The organism is Paraburkholderia atlantica (assembly GCF_000092885.1).
GTDB classification, from domain to species: Bacteria; Pseudomonadota; Gammaproteobacteria; order Burkholderiales; family Burkholderiaceae; genus Paraburkholderia; species Paraburkholderia atlantica.
Map to the genome: position 1 here is coordinate 301,122 of NC_014120.1, position 20,790 is coordinate 321,911.

The window sequence follows — 20,790 nt, forward strand, 5'->3', positions numbered from 1 at the left end:
TACAGAGGTGGCGCCGGAATTTCAGACAAGGTCGGTAAGTCGAACGGTCGGGGCCTGAGCTGATCATAGGGACCAGCAAGAGGAACCCAAAGATGGCAAAAAGAAGCCGCCGGTCGCATAGCCCGGCATTCAAGGCAAAGATAGCGCTGGTAGCCCTGAAGGGCGACAAGACGCTGGCAGAACTGGCACAGCAGTAACGATTTTTTTGAGCGGAGCGCTCAGCAAGGCGGGGGGCTGAGCGGAAAGCGATGATCGACCGTGCACACGCGCTGCCGATTGCGCAACAGGCGCGACTTGTGGGGATCGCCCGATCAAGCGTCTACTACCAGCCTCAACCGGTCAGCGAGACGGAACTGAAACTGATGCGCCGCATCGACGAACTGCCTCTCGAGTTCCCGTTCGCAGGAGCGCGCATGCTGGCGCGTCTGCTGCGCCGCGAAGGCACCAAGGTGGGCCGACGGCACGTGGGCACGTTGATGAAGCGCATGGGCATTGAGGCGCTGTACTGCAAGCTGAACACGACCCGTCGCGACAAGCAGCACAAGGTCTGGCCATACCTGCTGCGAGGAATGACGATCAATTGCGCCAATCAGATATGGGCACTCACACGAGCTATATCCCGGTGGCGCGAGGCTTCGTTTATATGACGGCCGTGGTGGATCGGCCTAGCCGAAAGGTATTGGCCCATCGCGTGGCGATCACGCTGGAAGCGATCCATGCCGGTCGAGGCGCTTGAAGAGGCATTCGCGAAATACGGCCAGCCTGAAATCGTCAACACCGACCAAGGGCAGCCAGTTCACCGCGACCGCTTTTACCGACGCGGTTCTGGAGCGCGGCATCAAACCATCGAGGGCAAGAGAGCTGGCGCGACAACGTGTTCGTCGAACGGGTTTGGCGAAGCGTCAAGTATGAGGAGGTGTACCTGAAGGCATATGAGTCGGTCAGCCACGCCCGGCGCTCAATCGGCGATGAATCAATCTGTACAACCAGAGACGACCTCACTCGAGTCTGGAAGACCGCACGCCGGATGAGGCATACTTCGCGACGCTGCCTGCGATTAAATCGGCAGCATGAACGCCCGGTGGTCCCACTTAAAAATCTCGTGACCCTCTCCGAACAAGCGACGCCACCTCTTAAGGTAGCGTTGCTTGTGTTCGCTGAGTTCCTCTATCGGTACTTTCACAGCGAAGAGAACAAAGAGCTCTGCTGGCTAAAAGCGCGGGAAACCTTCCATTTTTGTCGAGTCGAACTCAAACACTCTGATCTTGGGCTTGTCGACGCTGGAACGGGTGGTTAGGCATGAGAGGAAGGACCGGCGACAACAACCACCGCTATGTGGAATAGTCAGGCACAGTAGAGACCGCCGGGAAGTGACGCGATGCCTTGAAACCGGCAAAGCGGCCTTATAGATATGTAACGTCGGCCGTCTGGGAGACAGGAAACGCTGGCAGATTTCTCGCGCCCATGAGACACCGGTTTTCGTCTGTGGCAACGGCGACCGAGGACGAGCTCCTGTTACAGGTATAGGCTCTCCCGCTGAATGCTCCTCATCAAATTCCCGTTGCGCTCACTTCGTTTCGATTCGGTCGACACACAGGCGAGCCATGCGAAAATGCGCGTGTAGTGCGGCCAGCCAGGCAACCTGCCAGACCATTCAACGGCTTGGGCGAGCAGGAGCGGCATCGCCCCAGCGCTTCCTACAGATAGTGAGATCAGTATGGAGTCGAACGCGAGGTCCACCATGCTCAACCGGTCTAACGGGGTCGGCTCAGCCTTGTGACGTCGTAGGTTGCACAAGTTCGAGACGGCCCGCGATTCCACTGACTGACAGCATTGCCGTTGCGCGATCGCTTTATCGGCATGCTATGACCGCCTCCGGCGAAGCGACGAAATGCCCCGGCGTCACGCCGACCGCGCACCGGAAATGTCGGCCAAGGTGACTCTGATCGAAAAACCCGACCTCGGTCGCGACCTCACACGGCGGGACGCCGTCGCGCAATAGCCGCTTGGCGTGTTGGATCCGCACCAAACACACATAACGATGCGGCGAGATTCCAACTTCTTTGCGAAACAGCGTCGCAAAACGCGACACACTCAAGCCCGCCGTCGCCGCGAGCGTCGCAAGACTGACGGGCTGCGCGAATGAGCTTTCGATGAAAGCCACGGCCCGCCTGATCGCACGCGACATCACCACGGTCGTGCCGCTGGCAGCGTAGTCGAAGATTCCAGTCATGTGGTATCCCTTCGGGCCGCAAAATCATGCGCGCCGCTCGGACGACACCGATTCGGCAAGGCCGATGCCGTCATCACGTAGCGCGAGTTCGCCATCAGACGCGCAGCGTGACAGACTGCGCGAGCCCACCAGCGGCAGTAGCGACGTCCGGCGGTCCGTTCTGGCATTGCTCCAGTTCCGCTTCGCTGCGATGGCACAGCACCTGAGCGCCGCTCGCGAGCATGCGCGCGGCCGGCGGCGTGCGGTTGCAGACCCCATCGATGCGCAGCGGGCAGCGTGCGAGAAACGTGCATAGCTGCGCCTCATCGGCCGGCTCGCCGATCGGCGGCAGCGTCTGATGACAGCGCTCGCCCGCTTCTTCGAGCCAGCCGGCGCGAAGCTCCGGCGCGGACGACACCAGCAGATGCGAATACGGGTGGTACGGCGGCGCCAACGCGGCGCGGCTACCCGCCTCGACGCGGTGCCCCGCGTACAGCACGACGATGTCGTCGCTGATCGCGCGCACCTTGGCGATGTCGTGCGTGATGAACAGATACGACACGCCGAGCTTTTTCTGCAGATCGCGCAGCAGTTCGAGAATGGCTGCGCCGACCACCGTATCGAGCGCGGAGGTGACTTCGTCGCAAAGGATCAGCTTGGGTTTGGCGGCCAGCGCCCGCGCGAGATTCACGCGCTGTTTTTGACCGCCCGACAACTCCCCGGTGCGATGCTGCGCCAGTTCGGCTGGCAGGCGAACCAGGCCAAGCAGTTCGGCGACGCGGCGCCGTGCGGCCTCACCCTTCATACCTTGATAGAACTTCAACGGGCGCGCCAGCGTGCGCTCGACGGTATGCGTCGGGTTGAGCGCGGTGTCGGCGTTCTGGAACACGATCTGGATACAGCGAAACTGTTCGCGGCTGCGACGGTTCGGGTTGGCGGCAAGCGGCTCACCATGGAGCAGCAGCTTGCCGCGCGCCATCGGCACGAGCCCCGCGATCACCTTCGCGAGCGTCGTCTTGCCCGAACCCGACTCGCCGATCACGCCCACCGTCTGGCCACGGCCGATTGCGAGCTCGACGTCGCGCAGAATGACCTTGTGCGGCCAGCCGTGCGCGTCGGTGCCGCCGTGGCCGGCCGTCAGCCCGCGCAATTCGAGCAGCGGCGCCGCGTTACGTTGCGACGGGTCCGGCGCGGCAGAAGCGGGTGCAACGGGCGTTACCGCGGCAATCAGGCCCTGCCTATAAGGATGGGCCGGCGCGTGCAGAATCTGCTCGGTGCGGCCCGTTTCGCGAACCCCACCGTTGCTGAGCACGTGCGCGCGCTTCAGCGTGTTACGCGTTCCACCACACGTACTCGGCGAAGTTGAAGCTCGTATACCGTCCCTATATGGGCAGGCTGGCGCATCCGATGCGAACATTGTCTCTCGTCTATAATTCACGAGCCAGAATATCAACGATCGCACGGAGCCACATTTTATGGGTCAACCCCGCGGACGATTTGCGGGACCTCGGGACAGCGGACAACGCCAACCTCGCCACGCGAAAAAGTCTCCGTCCAACCGGCCGGGACAACCATACGTGAAGGCGCCTCCTCGAGACTCCACTCAGACTGCGTCGATCTTCAAAACACGGTCGTTCCAGTTTCTCGTCGATGCGGTGGGTGCAGAGAATATCGCGCTCGGACTCGACTCGAACTTGACGCGAGTTGCTGAATTGATGAAGGGTGAAAGATTCACGCCCGAGACCGCTTTTCATATGGAAACGACGCTTGGACTGCCGCATGGTTTCTTTGACCAGCCCCATCCTGCCCTCGCGCCCGAAACCATCGCCCGTCTGAAGTCACCGCTCGACTTTATCAAAACAGACAGCGAGCCCGAGGTTGCGTCTCAAACGCGCATACCGGCTTCCGCGCCGAACGGCGGCCAACAATCCATTCTTGCAGACAACCTGTCCGAGGAAACGGAAATGCCAAAGAAAGCAACGGGCGGATCGCCGGTGACCGTCAAAAAAAGTCGAGGCCAGTTGACCAGACCGACAGGCGCCCATGCGGCAAGAAAAGGTTCATCATCGAAACCCACAGCCTCTTCTGAAGCGACCCGGCAGCAACCGCTGGCGTTAGACGACAGCGCCACGCTTGAAAACATTCGGCGGCAGAACCTCCACGTCCTCACGGGTCGCAACGGCTCCAAAGCGCGCCTTGGTGTCGTCATGTCGATGACTAAGTCCAATACCGCCCATCGGCTATATGGCAAGAAGCGCATGGACGACGCCGAGGCGAACCGTTTCACGGAGCGCCTTGGTTTGCCGACTGGCTGGCTGGACACACCGCGCTCGGAAGTGGAAATTCCCGAGTCGGTGTTACGTTTGCTGACCCCTGCTTCGCGCGGTCGGGGATCCGTTGCACAACAGGAGTCGGTCGAGCCTGCAACGAAGAAAGGTGCCCCAGGCAAACCCGCATATCCGAAGGCGCACACGCGGCGCGCGCGGACGGACGTCCCGGTCGAGCCGGAAAACGTCTCGCCAGCTTCAGCGGACGTCGCAGATGAGAACACGGCAATCGTCGTCGGCCCGCATGATCATATAAGCGATGCGCATGCGGAGGCCACCGGTCGCTCTTCTGAAGGAAATGACGGCGAGCTGCCTACAGTCATATCGGCAACCCCCGAGGCACTTGAGCCCGCCGCAATCTCCCAGCAAAACCTCGTCCCACTCCCCGCTTCCGTCACCAGCCTGGAAAGTCTCCACGGCATCGCGCCAATCGCGGAAGCATTGATCAAGACCTTGGCAGGAAAGGCGCGCACAGGACGGCTGGACGAATTGAAGGCTCTGGAACTTTTGCAGCAGGCAGTCCTGTTGTGAGCCGGCGATAGCGGACGATGACCCACTGTCCCGCGGAGCCCGACGCGCATCGGGCCGGCCCTGACCCAGAGGTATCGGACCGCAACTATCCGGTCGACAAGCGACTGCTCAAGCCCCCCTTCGAAACGGCACAAGCCTCCAACGCACGCGTCAGCGCCTTAATGGTCGAGAAATGGTCGTAGCTTGGCGGTGCGGTTCGGATGCATCAGCTTTCGCATCGCCTTGCTTTCGATCTGCCGGATCCGTTCGCGCGTCAAGTCAAACTGTTTGCCCAGTTCCTCAAGCGTACAGTCAGATGCGGTATCGATCCCGAAACGCATCCGCAACACCTTCGCTTCACGCGGCGACAATGCGTCAAGCGCCGTATTGATCGCGGCTCGCAGATTCGCCTGCACGGCCGCATCGGCGGGCGACGTCGCCATCGGATCTTCGATCACATCGCTAAGTGTCGTATCAGCCTCGTCACCCACTGGCGTCTCAAGCGATAATGGCTGCCTCCCAATCTTCAACATGGCGCGAACTTTCTCTTCCGGTACTTCCATGCGCTGCGCCAACACCGCAGGATGAGCCTCGCGTCCCGTTTGTTGCAGGATCTCGCGGGAAATCCGGTTCAGCTTGTTGATCGACTCCATCATGTGAACGGGAATCCGGATCGTGCGAGCCTGATCCGCAAGCGAACGCGTGACTGCCTGCCGCACCCACCACGTTGCGTAGGTTGAAAACTTCCAGCCGCGTCGATATTCGAATTTGTCGACGGCTTTCATCAGACCGATATTTCCTTCCTGGATGAGATCCAGGAAGTGCATGCCCCGGTTCACATATTTTTTCGCAATGGAGATCACGAGGCGCAGGTTGGCCTCGATCATCTCGCGCTTTGCCTGCAGCATCTTCGACTCGGCCGCCATCATCTGCCGGTTAATCTTCTTCAACTGCTGCAACGGCAGTCCGACCTTCGTTTCGATATCGAGAAGCTTCCGCTGTTCAGCCTGAATCGCCGGCAGACTACGTTCGAGCGCGGCGCCGTACTCGCGCGACGCCGCCGCCGTGCTTTCAGACCACGCGAGATCAGTTTCGCGTCCCTGAAACGACTCGACGAACTTCTCGCGCGGCATGCCGCATCGGTCAACAGCAATTTGCAGAATATGGCGCTCGACTGCGCGCACCTGTGCGACCTGCTGTTGCACAGCGTTACATAGCCGATCGATGGTTCGCGCCGTGAATCGAATGGGCGCCAACTCGCGCTGGATCGCTTCACGCAGGTCGGCGCGAGCCACCCGCCCCTTACCCTGCGCAGCCTGGGAACCAGAAATCTGCTCGAACAGCTCGCGCACCCGGGCAAAAATAACGAGGCTGTCGCTCGTGAGTTGTTTCAGCCGCGCTTCGTTCGACCTCGCCGTGTCTCGGTCTTCAATCTCGCTGTGCTCATCGCCGCCGCCGTCGTCGTCAGCGGTGGCCTGCTCGGTGTCCGGCTCTTCAGCGAAGTCCGTCGACGACTGTTCGACCGATTCGGTTTCCGCATTGATACCGTCAACCAGTTCGTCAATGCGCAGTTCACCGGCTTCAATCTGCTTCGCGCTCAGAAGGATCGCGGAGACAGTCGCCGGGCTGACCGCAATCGCCTGGACCATTTCGTGGAGGCCGCCTTCGATTCGCTTCGCAATCTCGATCTCGCCCGCGCGAGTCAACAATCCGGTCGCGCCCATTTCACGCATATACATGCGGAAGGGATCGGTCGTACGCCCGAATTCCGAATCGACGCTGGAAAGCGCGACTTCCGCCTCCTCGTCGGCCTGGTCATCCAACATGGTTGCCGGCGTCGCGTCGTTCATAAGCAGCACCTCCGCTGAAGGCGCCTGTTCGTAGACCGCGACGCCCATGTCATTGAAGGTGCTGACAATGGTTTCAATGGCAGCGGTCTGCGCGAAGTTGTCCGGCAGATGATCGTTGATTTCGGCATGAGTCAGGTAGCCGCGCTCCTTGCCGAGCTGAATGAGTGCGCGCATCTGACGCTGCTGCTCTTCGTCCGGCGACACTATATCCACCGGCAGCAGGCCTGCGGTTGCCTTGCTCTTCGATGCGCGCCGGGCCGACGCTTTCGGCGCTGATGCAGCTGTGTCTGGACCTGAATTGCACGGATCAACCTTTGCCATACATTCTCCTGAAGGGGTTTGCCCGGCGATCGCGAAACCAGCGGTTGCCGGCACCGTGGCGGGCGAGTTGTACACATTCGACGGCTGTGGGGCAGGCACGAGATGAAGGATCGCAACGGGCAATGAACACGGCCCGCAGAACGAGCGGGCGATAGGGAAGCGCAAAACGTGGCGCACGAGGAGGAAAGGCTAGCAATGTAACGCCACTTGCTGCACCGCACCAATCCGCGAATTATTCGGCTGACACACGAGCCGTGATCGAATGAGGACCCAGCGGACCTGCCTGAGCTAGGCGACCGCCGGAAAGCGCGCGATCGAGCACCACGGGCATCTCCCGGTTGCCACGCGTGTGACTTACCCGATGCTTCGATTATGATATCCATCCGACGATCTTGACCATCTGCGGAACTGGCGATGAAGCCGATCAAATTGCGAGTATCGCGCGACGAAGCGGGCAACCTGCTGGACGATTTGACTGTATGGGCGAGCACCAGCGGCATTGACCCAGGGCTTTCCACCTTCAATACGCCCCATACCTTGTCGAGCACCAATTCGCCCGTTGTCTATCATGTCTATGTGAGCGAGAGCTTTTTCGAGCAGTTCCCGGAGTGGCGCATGTTCATCGAGCAGTAACCGGCCACCCCGGCTATGCAAAACCGGCGACAACGCCCAAAGATTTAGAGACAACTGCGTGTCAGTCGCAATCTATTCAATTCATTTGACGACAGCGGCCAGCAAAGTGGGAACACCGCAGCGGCGTTTGCGCCACGCTTCGATATCGGCAGCGGCCGGCCGTTCAACACGGAAGTCGATGCCTTGACGGGCGAATTCAGCGCGGCGCGCCAAGTCGTTGACCGCCTATGCAGCGTCCGTTCTATCCGACAAGCGGCCGGTTCAGCTCACAAGGAACAGCTGGTTGCGGAGTTGTTGGCATTGTCGTTGTCGAACGGATGCGCGAACGCGGTACCGCCGGTTCCCCCTGTCAGCGTGAATGGCGCGAAATAGTCGTGAATCAAGTCGTATTGGTGGCCGAGGGTCAGCGTACCGAGGGTCTCGGATTGAAGTCCCACGTACGTCGGATGATCGTTGAATCCTTCGCCCGAGGTGACCGAGTAGCCACGCTCCATGCGAAATAGTGCTTTGGCTCCGCCGCCCAAATCTTCGGTACCTTGCAACCCCCAGAAACTGCCATCTATCAATCCCGACGTCGAACGATATTGCGCATGTCCATCCACATTGCTGACGTAGGCCAGGCCCGCATCGAGTGCACCGTATAACGTAACGCTTTGGGCTGAGCACGTAGAACTGAGGGGCGCTAGCAATGCGCCGGCCAACGAGCAGTAGTGAAGTTGGTTCATGATCAAACAGAAGGGGTATTGGGCCGGAAAATGCCGAACGCAGCAATGCGCTCAAGGCACACGGGTGCCACGCAAGATTGCCGGTAACGTGCCGACGGATCGAAGCTAGTCAGATCGGCAGGTCGATTGACGGCGGGATCCGGATGATGTTGCCAGCCGCAAAGGCTGGCGCAAGGAGGTGACTGTGATGTTCATGTGCAGCTCCGTGGGGTTTCGCACCCCGGTTTGTCCGATACAGGAACGAAAAAAGATCTGACTTCTGCCACAGACAGGAGATGCCAGGACAGACACAGTCGCGCGACCGCGCCGGATTCCCCCTTTTCGTTCGATGGAAAAATTTAGTTACCATTGGTCACTGACGGCGACGCAAACTATCGACGGAACAACAGAAGAATCGCTGGATTCCAAGTTTCGGTGAGCGTGGTGCCTGCCGTTCGATTGACAATCAGGCACTGACTAGCGAGGATTCCCTGCGCTCCAACGGAATGGCCGATGAGCCACCGTGATGTGCTGCGGCAGCAGTTGAGAACGACTATTCCACTCGGATATCCCTGCCTTTGCAACGCAGGCTACTCGATCGGAAATTGAGGGTCGAGATCGCGTGGAACCTCCCTTTTCACGGTTAATATTGGACAGCAACTGTCCGGCTCTTCGTCATTACCTGCATTCCTCTATATTGCAAACCGCCACGTCGATATACATCACAAAAACGCGCAGCAAGACATTCAATGTTACGTTTTTCTGCGGGAAGTGACCACTGCTTAGGCGATAACGATGACCTATTTTTGAAGAGGCCGCATTTTCTGATCCCCAATAAACCGTTGCCGTAAGTTATATCTCAATAGCAGGGGCGATATCAAATAAAGACAATTTATGCCTATACGAAAATCTTTGATGGGAATCTCAAGTCGCCCGACTTCACAAGCGTTATGAATGGTATGCGAGAGCCCTGTAGTTGGGGCCGTGTTCCGCCGCCCCGGAAGCATCGCGAGGAGGTACCTGAGCAATTCAGACAACCGGATAATAGGAGTGGCAGGAGCCTAAGCCAGCAATTAGTGCAGGCAAAGGAAGCCCGAAGATCATGGAAAAGGACCGCCAAGACTGCGTGGATACCGGACTTACGGATACCTTTGGTTTTTCTCATGTCTCGAACGACAACCTCGCGCCATGATCTCTCAGCACAGCCCCCCCATGATGAGCGGCATCAGCATCAATATATTTGATACCTCTTCCTTCTAGTGATTGCGCAGACAATTTCGTAAGATACGTAACCTGCGGCGGCCATTGCGGCGAGGGCAAATAAATTGCGGTGTATTAAAGTGTTCCGATATGGAGTGTCTATGAAAAATATGAAGCGAGTGCTATGTGGTGGCCTGCTGTCCGTTGCTCTAATGGGGGCGGCGGCGCAGGCTACTGAGGTTCCGATCCAAATGTACTCAATTCCAAGTCCTGCGGACCCTTTCGATACTTCTACCTACTACTGCGGGCCCGGCGGGGAAGATGGGCATGGGAGTCACGTGGCGGAGCAAAGCGACTGGTCATTGAGCTTCGCATAATGCCTACGAGAAACTAGGCAATGACAAAATGAAATCCCACATTCATCAGCGGCGCGAGGTGAAATGTGACATTGGCCGATGTCCGAAGCGAAGGCGCGCTGGTCAAATTGACTCACCAAGTCGATGTTTATCTTAGCGAGATTACTGACGCTGGAGCCAGCAGTCCTCGGCGGACATGTTCTGCACGACCCGCGCATTTACGCAGTGCTTCTATCGAGTTGGCTCATAACAATCCGTGGAATGTTGAGCATTCAGGCTTCCGGTGGAAATCGGGGTGTAGGAATTGCAGGGACTTACTGGCAAGTTTCTGGCTCCTCGAGGATTGCCGGGGAACGCAGCGCGTATTTTGAGGAATAAATATTTCTCGTCGCCGTACCCGTTAGCGCGACGTTTAATGACCTTGATGGTGTTGTTGATGTCCTCGACGACGCTGGTGTTGAGCGGACGCCGGCAACGGCCGCCAAGCCATGCCAATAGCCTTGCAGACGCTGGGCGAACAATGTCAGAGCGGCAATCCCGCTTTGCCGGGCTTGGTTGAACCACTGCTCGTAGACCTTTTGTGCCGAGGCGGGTTTGCGGCAGAAGCACAGCCGTTTCAGTTCGTCGTGCAGCGCGTAGACGCATAACAGCGCCGGACCTCAGGACCTTTGATTTTTTGAGTCGTTTCGGACCCAACCGCCATTTTTTGCACCAAAGGTACGTTTCCCCGAACGGGGGTGCTGGAGCGCTGTGCCTACCTTCGTCGTCAAGGTAAGCCGCTGCGCGGCGACTAAATGCAACAACGCCGATAAAAGTGGCAAAAATCCATGTCCCTGAGGAGCGAGACATGCAGACGAACCTGCTGGACCCAAGCCCGCGAGATGGGCCCGGACGCCGCCCCGGCCGACATGGTGCCGACGAAGGCGAGCCGGAGGCCTGAACCACCACTTTCCCCGATCCCGACATCCCCGAGAGGACTCGATCCCTGATGAAAACCTTACCACTGCAAAAGGGTGTGCCATCCCTCGCAATGGCCATCGCCACCACCCTCGCATCCTCGGTCGCCACGGCGCAAAACCCGGGCGTCGCCCAGCCTCGCAATCCCGACCGCGCCGCCCTGCCGGTCATCTCTGGCTCGAAGGTCAGCGTTCCCTCTGGATCATGCAGCGTAGGGGCGGTATTGGTGCCCAAGAGCTTCCTCCACAGACTGACGCCTTACCAACGTGCCACACGATGGCTCGTGCTTGCTAAGCACTGCGCGCCGATGTACGCGACCATCCAGGTGGGTACCGTTGCCATCGGCAACGTCGTGTGGCAGTCGGCTGCCTCGGACATCGAGCTTGTGCGGGTATCGCCCAAGCCGAATCCGATGTCCTTGCACTGCGCCTCTCACCACAGCGCAGCCTTCTGCAGTCCGATCCAGACTTATACGCCCCTTGCGAATAACCAGGTCTTCATGCCGCGCGCCGGGCAGGAAGCGCGCCTGGCTGTTACCGGGTGGTCGGACGCTCCGCATGAACAGTTCTGCACAAGCGGTTGGCGCACCGGCGTCCGCTGCGTGTGGCGAGGCATGTCTGTCGAGGCGGGAGTTTATAGAGGAAGTTACGAGCACATCAATGGCGCGCAATCGTCCGAGCTCGACAGCATTGAGAACGGCGACTCCGGAGGACCGGTCGTCACCTACGAACGGCAACTGATCGGGATCATCTCCTCCGGCGAGCCTGTCGGCCGCTCCATCGTCTACTACACGCCAATGCAACAGGTGCTGTACGAGCTTTATAGCTACAGCCTCGCCCCGGCCGACCTACCCACCGATGTCGGCGAAGATAATCCGCTATCCCGCAACGGTGAAAACGCCGCTTGGGAACTGGCGCCGACCGACGACGAGTGAGGTGCCCGTCGCGACCCGCCACCGGATGAAGGCGAGCTAGTCGGCGTTCATGACGCAGGCCTGTGTCGTCAGCATTCCGTGTGGGTAGTGGGAGTAGCTTTGCTATGTGGTTGAGTCGCCCCTGAAAAACCCAGCAGTCCCTTACAGAACAAGGTAAGCCGCTGCGCGGCGACTAGAACTATTTCTGGTGCCCGCTTCCTTGGACTCGAAACGTACAACACATATGATGGCGAAAATGCAGGGACTGCGGACGACGGCAGGCGAAAATCCGAGCCAAATCCGACGCATCGCGCGCGGCAGAACATTTCGCAGGCCCGCGGTCATTTGCGGCGATCGCGACTACCGCGCCGACAAATCGCCAACACTTGCATGATCGTGGCATAAAGCCAGTGATTGCACAGCGAAGAACCGGCGATGGTAACGGTCTCAGCAAATTCCGCTGGTTGGCAGCACGGACTCACGCGTGGCTCTGCAACGTCCGACGTCGTCGTATCGGCATCGACCGTCGCGGCTATATTATGAAGCAAGCATTCGTCAGTTTTTGCTTGCTCGCTCATCTACTGGAACATATTCAAAGGAGAGGAGTCACATCTTTGAACTGGCCTCTTACCATGAACTCTCGGAAATCACTCACCACGGAGCCGCGATGAACCTGCAACGATTCCCCCGCTACTCGCTCACCTTCGGGCCCACGCCGATCCAGCCGCTCAACCGTCTGAGCGTGCATCTCGGCGGCAAGGTCATGCTTTATGCCAAGCGCGAGGACTGCAATAGCGGCCTCGCGTTCGGCGGCAACAAGACCCGCAAGCTCGAATATCTGATCCCCGACGCGCTCGCGCAGGGCTGCGACACACTCGTGTCGATCGGCGGAATCCAGTCGAATCAGACGCGCCAGGTCGCGGCGGTTGCCGCGCATCTTGGCCTGAAGTGCGTGCTCGTGCAGGAGAACTGGGTCAACTACCCGGACGCGGTGTACGACCGTGTCGGCAACATCCTCATGTCGCGCATAATGGGCGCCGACGTGCGGCTCGTACCGGACGGCTTCGACATCGGTTTTCGCAAGAGCTGGGAAGACGCACTCGACAGCGTGCGCGCCGCCGGCGGCAAGCCGTACGCGATTCCGGCGGGCTGCTCGGATCATCCGCTGGGCGGGCTCGGCTTCGTCGGCTTCGCCGAAGAGGTGCGCCAGCAGGAAGCCGAACTGGGCTTCAGATTTGACTACATCGTCGTGTGCTCGGTGACGGGCAGCACCCAAGCGGGCATGGTGGTCGGTTTCGCCGCCGACGGCCGCGCCGATCGGGTGATCGGCATCGACGCCTCGGCGAAACCGGCGCAGACACGCGAGCAGATCACCCGCATCGCGAAGCGGACCGCCGAAAGCGTCGAACTGGGCCGCGACATCACCGCGAAGGACATCGTGCTCGACGAGCGCTACGGCGGCCCGGAATACGGTCTGCCCAACGACGGCACGCTCGATGCGATCCGATTGTGCGCGCGGCTCGAAGGCATGCTGACCGATCCGGTGTACGAGGGAAAGTCGATGCACGGCATGATCGACAAGGTCCGTAACGGCGAATTTCCGGCCGGCTCGCGCGTGCTGTATGCGCACCTGGGCGGCGTGCCGGCGTTGAGCGCGTACAGCTTCATCTTCCGCGACGGTTGATGGGTTTAAGGGCCTTAGGCGTCGGCGGTCCGGGTTCAGGCCCGACTTCAATCAGATATGCTTGCCGCGTTCGTTGCGACGTCGGGTTACAGCCGCTTCAGCTGCGCGGAGTCGTCGTCGACATTGGTATCGAAACGCTGCTGGCTTCTCACGTGCGGGGACTCAAGGCATTTCGCGGCATGCCCATAGAGGCCAAGTCCGAATGAAAGGGGCTTCGTTCGGAATCAAGTGCCTGCTGCGGGAGATGGCATCAAGGCGCCACGATGTGGTTCTCGCACTCTATTAACTCCCTGGAAGGGGCAGTCCATGGCAATCGTAAACCTAGGATTTTGATCCGGTCACGAATGTCTGTGCACTGCCGGCGCCGGGCGCCCGGCATGCCCGAATTCGTACGCCCGGAAATTCGCCGCACTCGGTTGCTTGAAGGTGTCGCATCTTTACCTCCTTGTCATATCGGATGGACAGCTGATCCGGGGCGCATCACTGGGCATGCGAGTTCGAGAGGCTGGGGCTCACGACGCGCCGCTTGCACGGTGCACGAAACACGCACCGAATTTATCGCACCGGCGTACAGACCGTTTCGTGGCTGACGATAACCTCAGCTTCGAACAGCAGTTCCTCGATGTCGTGCAGCCTCACCTGAAACAGGTAGTATCAGCACACCGCGCAGCTGATGACCGCAGTGGAAGACGGTAACCGTGATAAAGCGATTTTCCATCCTTCATCAGGCGATCTTACTCGACCAATTCAGAAAAGTGACAGTGGCCGGTTTACTGATCGAGAAGGTGTAGTAGCGATCGCGGCCTTGGTTCTCTTTCTTTCAGACGCCGACCTCGACGTCATCCTCACGGGACGACTTGGCGCCGACACGGTGGGCCTTTTCGTTGTCGGGCTGCTCGGCGTTTGATGGGAATGGCGCTCGCCTTCACGTCGGAATTCGTAGTCACCTTTTCCGTCCACGCTCAGCCTACGGTGCGCGCCGCTTTCCGCCATGCCTTTGGGACGAACATCGCTACCACTAAAGAGTGAAAAGCATGAACGTCACCAACTACATTCAATTCGACGGCGACGACCCTTGACACCGCAAAGGGCGCGGGCCTCGTCTCCACTATGGACCGCGGCATGGACATCAAAGTTGTTCACGTTGGTCCTATCTCACGTCAGCGGATTGGAAGGGCCGTTATATGGTAACGACCGCGCGCGCGTGGGACCTTATCAGATGTTCGACAATGTCGGGAATGAAACAACGCGTTGAAGAGTGATCTCGTTGTTGGGCAAGCCTTTTTGGATGGTACGACACCTGCGCGTCTCACGCCACGCAAATAAGAGGAGAAATCCATGGTTAGACTCAGCGCTCGCGCCAACGGCCACGCTCGACGCTTTCGGCAGACACAAATACGCGCTGTCTGGAACAGAACCACCGGCATAAGTCGGGCTTACTGCCACTGCCCTCCCACATAGACTCTAGGTGGCATCGAAGTCATGCACATGATCGTCAAGGGGAAATTGAACGATGGCGGCGTTTAGCAACCTCCCGCACATCAGTTCTATTCGCTAGCTGGACAAGGAATCCATGCCAAATCGGTCTTGACCGACCTCTCGATCTTACTGCGACGGAACCCGCTTGGATCCACGCCCCTGTCAGGCAATGCGCTCTCGTTTAATATGCAGAAACCTGCCGCGTTATGATCTCCGTCATCCGCTCGATATGCAATAGCAATTCCGGCACCGCCGTCGCCTCCCAAAAGCGTCTTCTAAGCGCCGGGCCAATATAAAACAGCGATGGATTCGTACAGCTATTGACTCGAACCACGCGGTAAGACTCATCAACACACAACCCCGCCCAGTCAAATTTCGCAATCCCGTCGCGCCGTAACTGATCAAAAAGAGAATCACACGCATGTGCTATAGGCCGGTGTATGCAATCTCCATGCGGTTCTGTATCTGACGCCGTAGCTCGATGCGCGGGAGCCATCCCGACACCGGTGCAATTCACGAAATACGATGCGTGCACAACGCGCGAGCCCGTTGCTGCGCGCGGGCGAATAGCCAGCAGCAGCCCGTCGCCATGTGCGCTGATTGTCTCGATTCGCCCCCCGATAAGCGAGAGACGCCCACTCATCCTGAGTGACGCGACAAGCGCTGCCGTGGAAGCTGGCTGTCGGTGACGATGTGTGTCCCAGTAAGGCGCAATATGGCGCACGAAAGCGCGCCGGTCGGCCTCAGACCAGTTTGACCAGATCTGCGGTACCGCTGGACGCAGGCTATCGATCACCTCGCGCCAGTCACCGCCTCTCGCGCAATGTTCAGCAATGACTTTGCGTACGACGGTGGTGCAATGCCTGGGGCCGGCAGTCAGTTGATCGAGAAGCGACCGCCGCGCTTCTGGCTGAAGTCTCGGCGGTGACTGGCAGTGGTGTTGGGGCAACAAACCACGGCGGGACATAAGCGTGAAGCGCAACTTTTCGCTGCGCCGGTGCAGCGCGCAAACAACGTCGAGTGCCGTCAGACCTGACCCGCACATGAAGAAATGGCTGTCATCCGGCACGGTCCGCAGTTTAACCGCGTCCCAGGGATTCGCGAGGAAACGTTGATCGAGTGAAGCGCCACCGGTCGCTGCTACAGTGATGGAGCGGCGGCCATCGCTGTGCCCGGTCGCAAGAACGACGTGATCGGCAGAAATTACCACACCCGTGTGCAAATGAACCTCCGTTTGGCCACCCTCGACGGGCTTCAGCGCGACGGCGTATCCGTCATGTTGACAAAACTGATGCTTCCCGGGGTTTTCGACGGCTTGTTTTAGCAGATGTGCAAGATAATCACCGTACCACGCACGTGGCAGGAAATCATCGGGTTCGGCCGGACGTCCCCGCAGTCGGCAATAATCGACAAAGCCGTTGCCGTTGTCCCGCTCAACACTGAGGGCCCGTGCTGGGGCGTTCAGGAGCCAGCCCTCTTCGTCTGACCGATAAGCAATACCGCGCGAAACGCTATAGCTGTCATCGACCAGTGCGATCGACAGGGGCTTTACGGTTTGATCCGATAGTAGCCATGTGGCCGTCATCGTCCCGCAAAAGCCGGCACCCACTATCACGATCGATACAGTCATTGCCACGGCTCCGATGGTTGTTCGTATCCGCTCACGCAGAAAATTAATTTTGACGTTCAGATGGATACCCGCTCCGATGGAGTCGCTTGCATCGGGGCACGTCAGGAAAGCTCTCTTTCTGGCGCGGATAGACGGAAGCTGTGCCGCGCGTCGCAGGAAGCGACTATGCGGCATTTCGACTCAAGCTACAAAATCGATTGTTTGGATAACACTGATTCGCATCGCAAATGAATGGGTTCGGGACGGATGGGTGTGCCGTCTGGAGGGTGCCGTTCAAACCCAGTAGCGCACCTATTTCGCATAGACCGCGCCACACCTCAATGCCATCGCAGCGCTGTCCACGAACCCTCAGACAGTGGGGCCGGCTAACGGGACGTCAACAATACTCCGCAAATTGAGGCTCGGATAGTTGGGGCTATCCGACCCTTCGTTTCTGGACACGATTTGCCGACGTCCCGCGGTCGCTCACACAACTAATTCTGTTACTACTTTTCAACCAATTTTGTTACTACCGCCCGGCGCTGCCCGTGGATGAACAGATTCCGTCCGATTGCGAGCGCCGTCTAGTCCAACCCGTGGTGGCGCCACGTCCGGTCCGCAACTGACAGCGCGTGACGGTATCGGCCGGCCGCACTGGCCGGTTTCCCGGCTTCGCTCCAGAAGCCGCGACGGGCGTTGACGCGGTCGATGAACAGTTGATAACCAGCTGCGACAGTCTCAGACACCGGCGTGGGCTTGATCACCGGCACCGTGGCCGGGTAGGGGAGCGTGACCCACCGACGTGCGGGAAGATCGTCGCGCGCGCCGCAGCCTCGCTAATGCGACCGCGGGCGTCGCGGCGAAACGATGGCTACGGGGTAATCCACATTGGCGGATCGAGTCGGTTCCGGGGTGGGCGCGGCTTGGCGATCGATGCCCGCTGATCGCGTCACCGGGTCATTGCGCCGTGGGGTGTAGGAAGCCTCGGCGGGCGTGATCCCGTAAGACGCTTGTCGTGATGCTGCTGTCGGGGCGCCGCTGGACTGCGCCGCAACTGTCGGGGCTGCGACCGGAACCGGTCACAGGCGATCACGGCCAAGGCTGTCGGCGAGTTCAGAAGCCGAGGCCGACACCGACGCCCACACCACCACCAAAGCTGCCGCCGCCGACGCCGATTCCAATACTAGTGCTCGGCGGGTAATAGCCGGGGCCATATCCGTACGCGGGATCACCGTAACCGTACGGCGGAGCGACGACGCAGCCGGCGAGACCAGCCCCTAGAGCCAATACGCCGAATAGTCTAATCATGATCTTTCCCTCCAGAAAACTAGCATGCAATATCCAGTCCAAGGGGTGGCCTCACGGACGCTGCATGAATAGAGATTAGGCTTTTATACTTAGCTCGTCTCCTCCAGCTTCCCCAAGAACTGGATTAAGCCCGCCTGGTGAGGCAGGGCCTTTTTTTGGTTGACTGAAGTTGACCCGTTTTCACGGATAGATTTGCAGTTGGATTCAGTATGCGATGGATCCTCCTGATGACGTTGAATCGCGGGTTGTCCACGGGCGGGCGGCGGGTCGCTTCTCACGACCACGACGCTGCCCGCCGGCGGACAACCCGCGCGGCGACGGTCTTTGTTTTTGCGCATGCATGTTTTCGAATTCGAGAGGTGAGCAGTAGCCGATGCTGCCATGCAGGCGTCGTACGTTGTACCAACCTTCGAGGAAGCAGAAGATACGTCGCCTGGCCTGTTCGTGAGTGGTGAAGTGTTCGCGACAGAGCAGTTCGGCTGCGAGTGTGCCGAAGAACGACTCGCACATCGCGTTGTCATACGCATCTCCCGCTGTGCCCATCGACGGCTGCACGCCCGCCTCGCGACAGCGCCGCCCAAAGGCGATGGATGTGTATTGACAGCCCTGATCGGAATGTAGGATGACGCCCTCGTGGTGCCGCTGCTGCAACGCCATGTCCAGCGCACGCAGCATCAGTTCCGTGTACAGGTGGTTCGATATCGCCCAGCCGACCACGCGCCTGCTGAACACATCGAGCACCACTGCCAGGTACAGAAAGCCCTCACCCGTGGGTACGTAGGTCGCGTCAGCCACCCGCAGCACGTTCGCTGCGTCGGCGCTAAAGTGCCGGCGTACCAGATCAGGCGCCCGCCGTGCCCCCGCACGTGGGCGCGTGGTATGGGGCCAGCGTCGCCGGCTTGCGCCACATAGCCCTGCCATACGCATCAGGCGCGCCACCCGCTTGCGTCCAACGTGTACGCCTTCACGCGCGAGTTGCGCGTGAATACGGGGCGCACCATATGTGCCGCGTGAGCTTGCATGCAGGGTACGGATACGTGCGAGCAATTGCGCATCACTGCATGTGTGGTGCGACGCTTCGCGAACGGCGCCCGTCTCGCGCGCGAACCAGGCCGCCGCCTGCGAGAGAATATCGCGCTCCATCTTGAGCTGCCGGTTCTCACGACGCAGCTTCGTCAGCTCCTGCCGTTCGGCCGTGGTAAGCCCGTCATGACGCACACCAGCGTCGCGATCGGCCTGCGCGACCCAGTTGTAGATGGTCTGCGCAGTCGGCTCGAACTCTTTTTCCAGGTCTTCCGGTCTGCGCCCGGCCCTCACCAGCTCGACCATGTGCGCCCGGAACTCTGCCGGGTATGGCGTACGATGTCTGCCCATTTTCGGCACCTCCTTCTCCAAAGAATAGGTGTCCGTTTTGCCGGGTCAATTTCAATCTGTCGGATGAGGAAGTGATCTGGCGATGGGTGGAGAACCCGTATTGGCAGGTCTTCACCGGCGAAACATTTTTACAGACCGAGCCGCCGATCGATCCGTCGAGCCTGACGCGCTGGCGCAAGCGCCTGGGTGAAGCCGGAGTTGAGGAGTTGCTGGCCGAGACGATCGAAGCGGCAAAGCGCGCGGGCGTGATCAAGGCCGCAAGCGCGAAGCGTGTAATTGTCGACACGACGGTCATGCAAAAGGCGATCGCGCATCCAACCGATTCTCGCCTGCTCGAGCGGTGTCGCGAACATCTGGTGAAGGCTGCGGCACCGCATGGATTGAAGCTGCGGCAGAACTACAATCGCGAGGCGCCCCACCTGGCGCGTCAGATTGGCCGCTACGCGCATGCGAAGCAGTACAAGCGCATAAAGAAGGCGCTGCGCACGTTGCGCTCGCGCGTTGGGCGGGTGATGCGTGATGTGGAGCGTCAACTCGATTCAGTTAGCGACGCCGGACGCGGCGCGCTAACAGAGTTGGTCGGTCGCACCAGGCGGATCCTGTCGCAAAAGCAGAAGGACAAGAACAAGCTGTACGCCTTGCATGCGCCGGAAGTTGAGTGCCTGGCCAAGGGCAAAGCGCGCACGCCGTACGAATTCGGTGTCAAGGTGTCGATCACGACGACCCACAAGGAAGGGCTCGTGATCGGAGCGCGCTCAATGCCGGGCAATCCGTATGACGGCCATACGCTGGCCGAGGCACTGGAGCAGGCGGCAATCCTAAGCGACGTGCAGCCGGAAGTGGCCGTTGTTGATCGAGGCTACAAGGGTGTCGCCGTCGAAGGCGTGAAGATCTATCACCCGGGATTGCGACGCGGCATCACGCGGGGCCTGCGCGCGATGATCCGATGGCGAAGCGCGATCGAGCCGGCCATCGGTCACATGAAGGCCCGATGGCAAACTCGATCGGAACTGGCTCAAAGGCGCACTCGGCGATGCGATGCACGCGGTGCTGTGCGGCGCCGGCCACAACCTGCGCATGATCCTCAGAAAGCTGCGGCTTTTTTACGCCCTCATTCTGATCGCTTTGCGCAACCGCTCGCCCACTGTCGTCTTCACGGCATGATGGCCGCGCCGCGCTAAACGAATTATTCAGGGCCGACTAATTGAGCTCGGCCGGCAGCGATTGATCCACGTCAACTGGCGTGCAGCATCCGCGATGCTTCGTCTGCGTCAACAGTCGTGCCAGGCTGGACCATAGACTAAATGTCACTACGGGTTGCGCCCGTTTCCACACGGTCTGTCAGGGAGCCTT

General features: G+C 59.6%; 9 protein-coding genes and 7 pseudogenes. 8 read left to right on the top strand and 8 right to left on the bottom strand.

What is annotated here, in order from left to right; genetic code table 11:
* Window positions 1–92: 92 nt before the first annotated feature.
* A pseudogene (locus BC1002_RS34615) lies at window positions 93–1,074 on the top strand (IS3 family transposase).
* Between the two features lie 778 nt (window positions 1,075–1,852).
* Here the strand turns inward: BC1002_RS34615 and BC1002_RS34625 are convergent.
* Window positions 1,853–2,188: a helix-turn-helix domain-containing protein gene (locus tag BC1002_RS34625; protein ID WP_238538099.1), complete on the bottom strand. Its 336-nt coding sequence runs from the start codon at window positions 2,186–2,188 to the stop codon at window positions 1,853–1,855.
* A 139-nt stretch (window positions 2,189–2,327) separates the two neighbouring features.
* A pseudogene (locus BC1002_RS34630) lies at window positions 2,328–3,533 on the bottom strand (ABC transporter ATP-binding protein); the annotation flags it as partial.
* 256 nt (window positions 3,534–3,789) lie between these two features.
* On the opposite strand from BC1002_RS34630, the gene BC1002_RS34635 reads away from it, so the two are divergent.
* Window positions 3,790–5,070 carry a hypothetical protein gene (locus BC1002_RS34635; protein ID WP_238538100.1) on the top strand — a complete coding sequence of 427 codons (1,281 nt, stop codon included), beginning with the start codon at window positions 3,790–3,792 and terminating at the stop codon, window positions 5,068–5,070.
* Window positions 5,071–5,228: 158 nt separating this feature from the next.
* Here BC1002_RS34635 and rpoD read toward each other — a convergent pair whose 3' ends face one another.
* Entirely contained in the window at window positions 5,229–7,220 is a 1,992-nt protein-coding gene (rpoD, locus tag BC1002_RS34640; RefSeq protein WP_013094595.1) for an RNA polymerase sigma factor RpoD, read from the bottom strand.
* Window positions 7,221–7,634: 414 nt separating this feature from the next.
* Here rpoD and BC1002_RS34645 point away from each other — a divergent pair, with 414 nt between their 5' ends.
* The gene (locus tag BC1002_RS34645; protein WP_013094596.1) at window positions 7,635–7,853 is read left to right on the top strand and encodes a hypothetical protein; all 219 of its coding nucleotides are present in this window, start codon (window positions 7,635–7,637) and stop codon (window positions 7,851–7,853) included.
* 287 nt (window positions 7,854–8,140) lie between these two features.
* On the opposite strand, the pseudogene BC1002_RS34650 reads toward BC1002_RS34645, so the two are convergent.
* Together BC1002_RS34650 and BC1002_RS37315 are read right to left on the bottom strand one after the other, a co-directional pair.
* Window positions 8,141–8,578 (bottom strand): annotated as a pseudogene (locus BC1002_RS34650) (porin); the annotation flags it as partial.
* Between the two features lie 1,871 nt (window positions 8,579–10,449).
* A pseudogene (locus BC1002_RS37315) lies at window positions 10,450–10,763 on the bottom strand (transposase); the annotation flags it as partial.
* Between the two features lie 338 nt (window positions 10,764–11,101).
* Here BC1002_RS37315 and BC1002_RS34655 point away from each other — a divergent pair.
* The 4 genes and pseudogenes from BC1002_RS34655 (at window position 11,102) to BC1002_RS38215 (ending at window position 14,574) form a co-directional block, all read left to right on the top strand.
* Window positions 11,102–12,004, top strand: a complete 903-nt coding sequence (locus BC1002_RS34655; protein ID WP_013094599.1) for a trypsin-like serine protease — start codon at window positions 11,102–11,104, stop codon at window positions 12,002–12,004.
* Between the two features lie 646 nt (window positions 12,005–12,650).
* Window positions 12,651–13,667, top strand: a complete 1,017-nt coding sequence (locus tag BC1002_RS34660; RefSeq protein WP_013094600.1) for a 1-aminocyclopropane-1-carboxylate deaminase — start codon at window positions 12,651–12,653, stop codon at window positions 13,665–13,667.
* Window positions 13,668–14,035: 368 nt separating this feature from the next.
* Window positions 14,036–14,190: pseudogene (locus tag BC1002_RS39945) on the top strand (IS110 family transposase); the annotation flags it as partial.
* A gap of 150 nt (window positions 14,191–14,340) precedes the next feature.
* On the top strand, window positions 14,341–14,574 hold the full coding sequence (locus tag BC1002_RS38215) for a hypothetical protein (RefSeq protein ID WP_157874882.1): 234 nt from the start codon (window positions 14,341–14,343) through the stop codon (window positions 14,572–14,574).
* Window positions 14,575–15,327: 753 nt separating this feature from the next.
* Here BC1002_RS38215 and BC1002_RS37320 read toward each other — a convergent pair.
* The 3 genes and pseudogenes from BC1002_RS37320 to BC1002_RS34665 form a co-directional block, all read right to left on the bottom strand.
* On the bottom strand, window positions 15,328–16,776 hold the full coding sequence (locus tag BC1002_RS37320) for an FAD/NAD(P)-binding protein (protein WP_013094601.1): 1,449 nt from the start codon (window positions 16,774–16,776) through the stop codon (window positions 15,328–15,330).
* A 1,092-nt stretch (window positions 16,777–17,868) separates the two neighbouring features.
* Window positions 17,869–18,063 carry a hypothetical protein gene (locus BC1002_RS37325; protein ID WP_013094602.1) on the bottom strand — a complete coding sequence of 65 codons (195 nt, stop codon included), beginning with the start codon at window positions 18,061–18,063 and terminating at the stop codon, window positions 17,869–17,871.
* 324 nt (window positions 18,064–18,387) lie between these two features.
* Window positions 18,388–19,437, bottom strand: a pseudogene (locus tag BC1002_RS34665) (IS3 family transposase); the annotation flags it as partial.
* Window positions 19,438–19,487: 50 nt separating this feature from the next.
* On the opposite strand from BC1002_RS34665, the pseudogene BC1002_RS34670 reads away from it, so the two are divergent.
* Window positions 19,488–20,601: pseudogene (locus tag BC1002_RS34670) on the top strand (IS5 family transposase); the annotation flags it as partial.
* Between the last annotated feature and the right edge of the window lie 189 nt (window positions 20,602–20,790).

Bases quoted from the DNA above. Each gene is read 5' to 3' on its own strand.
- rpoD (WP_013094595.1), bottom strand. From the start codon at position 7,220: ATGGCAAAGGTTGATCCGTGCAATTCAGGTCCAGACACAGCTGCATCA.
- BC1002_RS38215 (WP_157874882.1), top strand. From the start codon at position 14,341: ATGACCGCAGTGGAAGACGGTAACCGTGATAAAGCGATTTTCCATCCT.
- BC1002_RS37320 (WP_013094601.1), bottom strand. From the start codon at position 16,776: ATGACTGTATCGATCGTGATAGTGGGTGCCGGCTTTTGCGGGACGATG.
- BC1002_RS34645 (WP_013094596.1), top strand. From the start codon at position 7,635: ATGAAGCCGATCAAATTGCGAGTATCGCGCGACGAAGCGGGCAACCTG.
- BC1002_RS34625 (WP_238538099.1), bottom strand. From the start codon at position 2,188: ATGTCGCGTGCGATCAGGCGGGCCGTGGCTTTCATCGAAAGCTCATTC.
- BC1002_RS34660 (WP_013094600.1), top strand. From the start codon at position 12,651: ATGAACCTGCAACGATTCCCCCGCTACTCGCTCACCTTCGGGCCCACG.
- BC1002_RS34655 (WP_013094599.1), top strand. From the start codon at position 11,102: ATGAAAACCTTACCACTGCAAAAGGGTGTGCCATCCCTCGCAATGGCC.
- BC1002_RS37325 (WP_013094602.1), bottom strand. From the start codon at position 18,063: ATGATTAGACTATTCGGCGTATTGGCTCTAGGGGCTGGTCTCGCCGGC.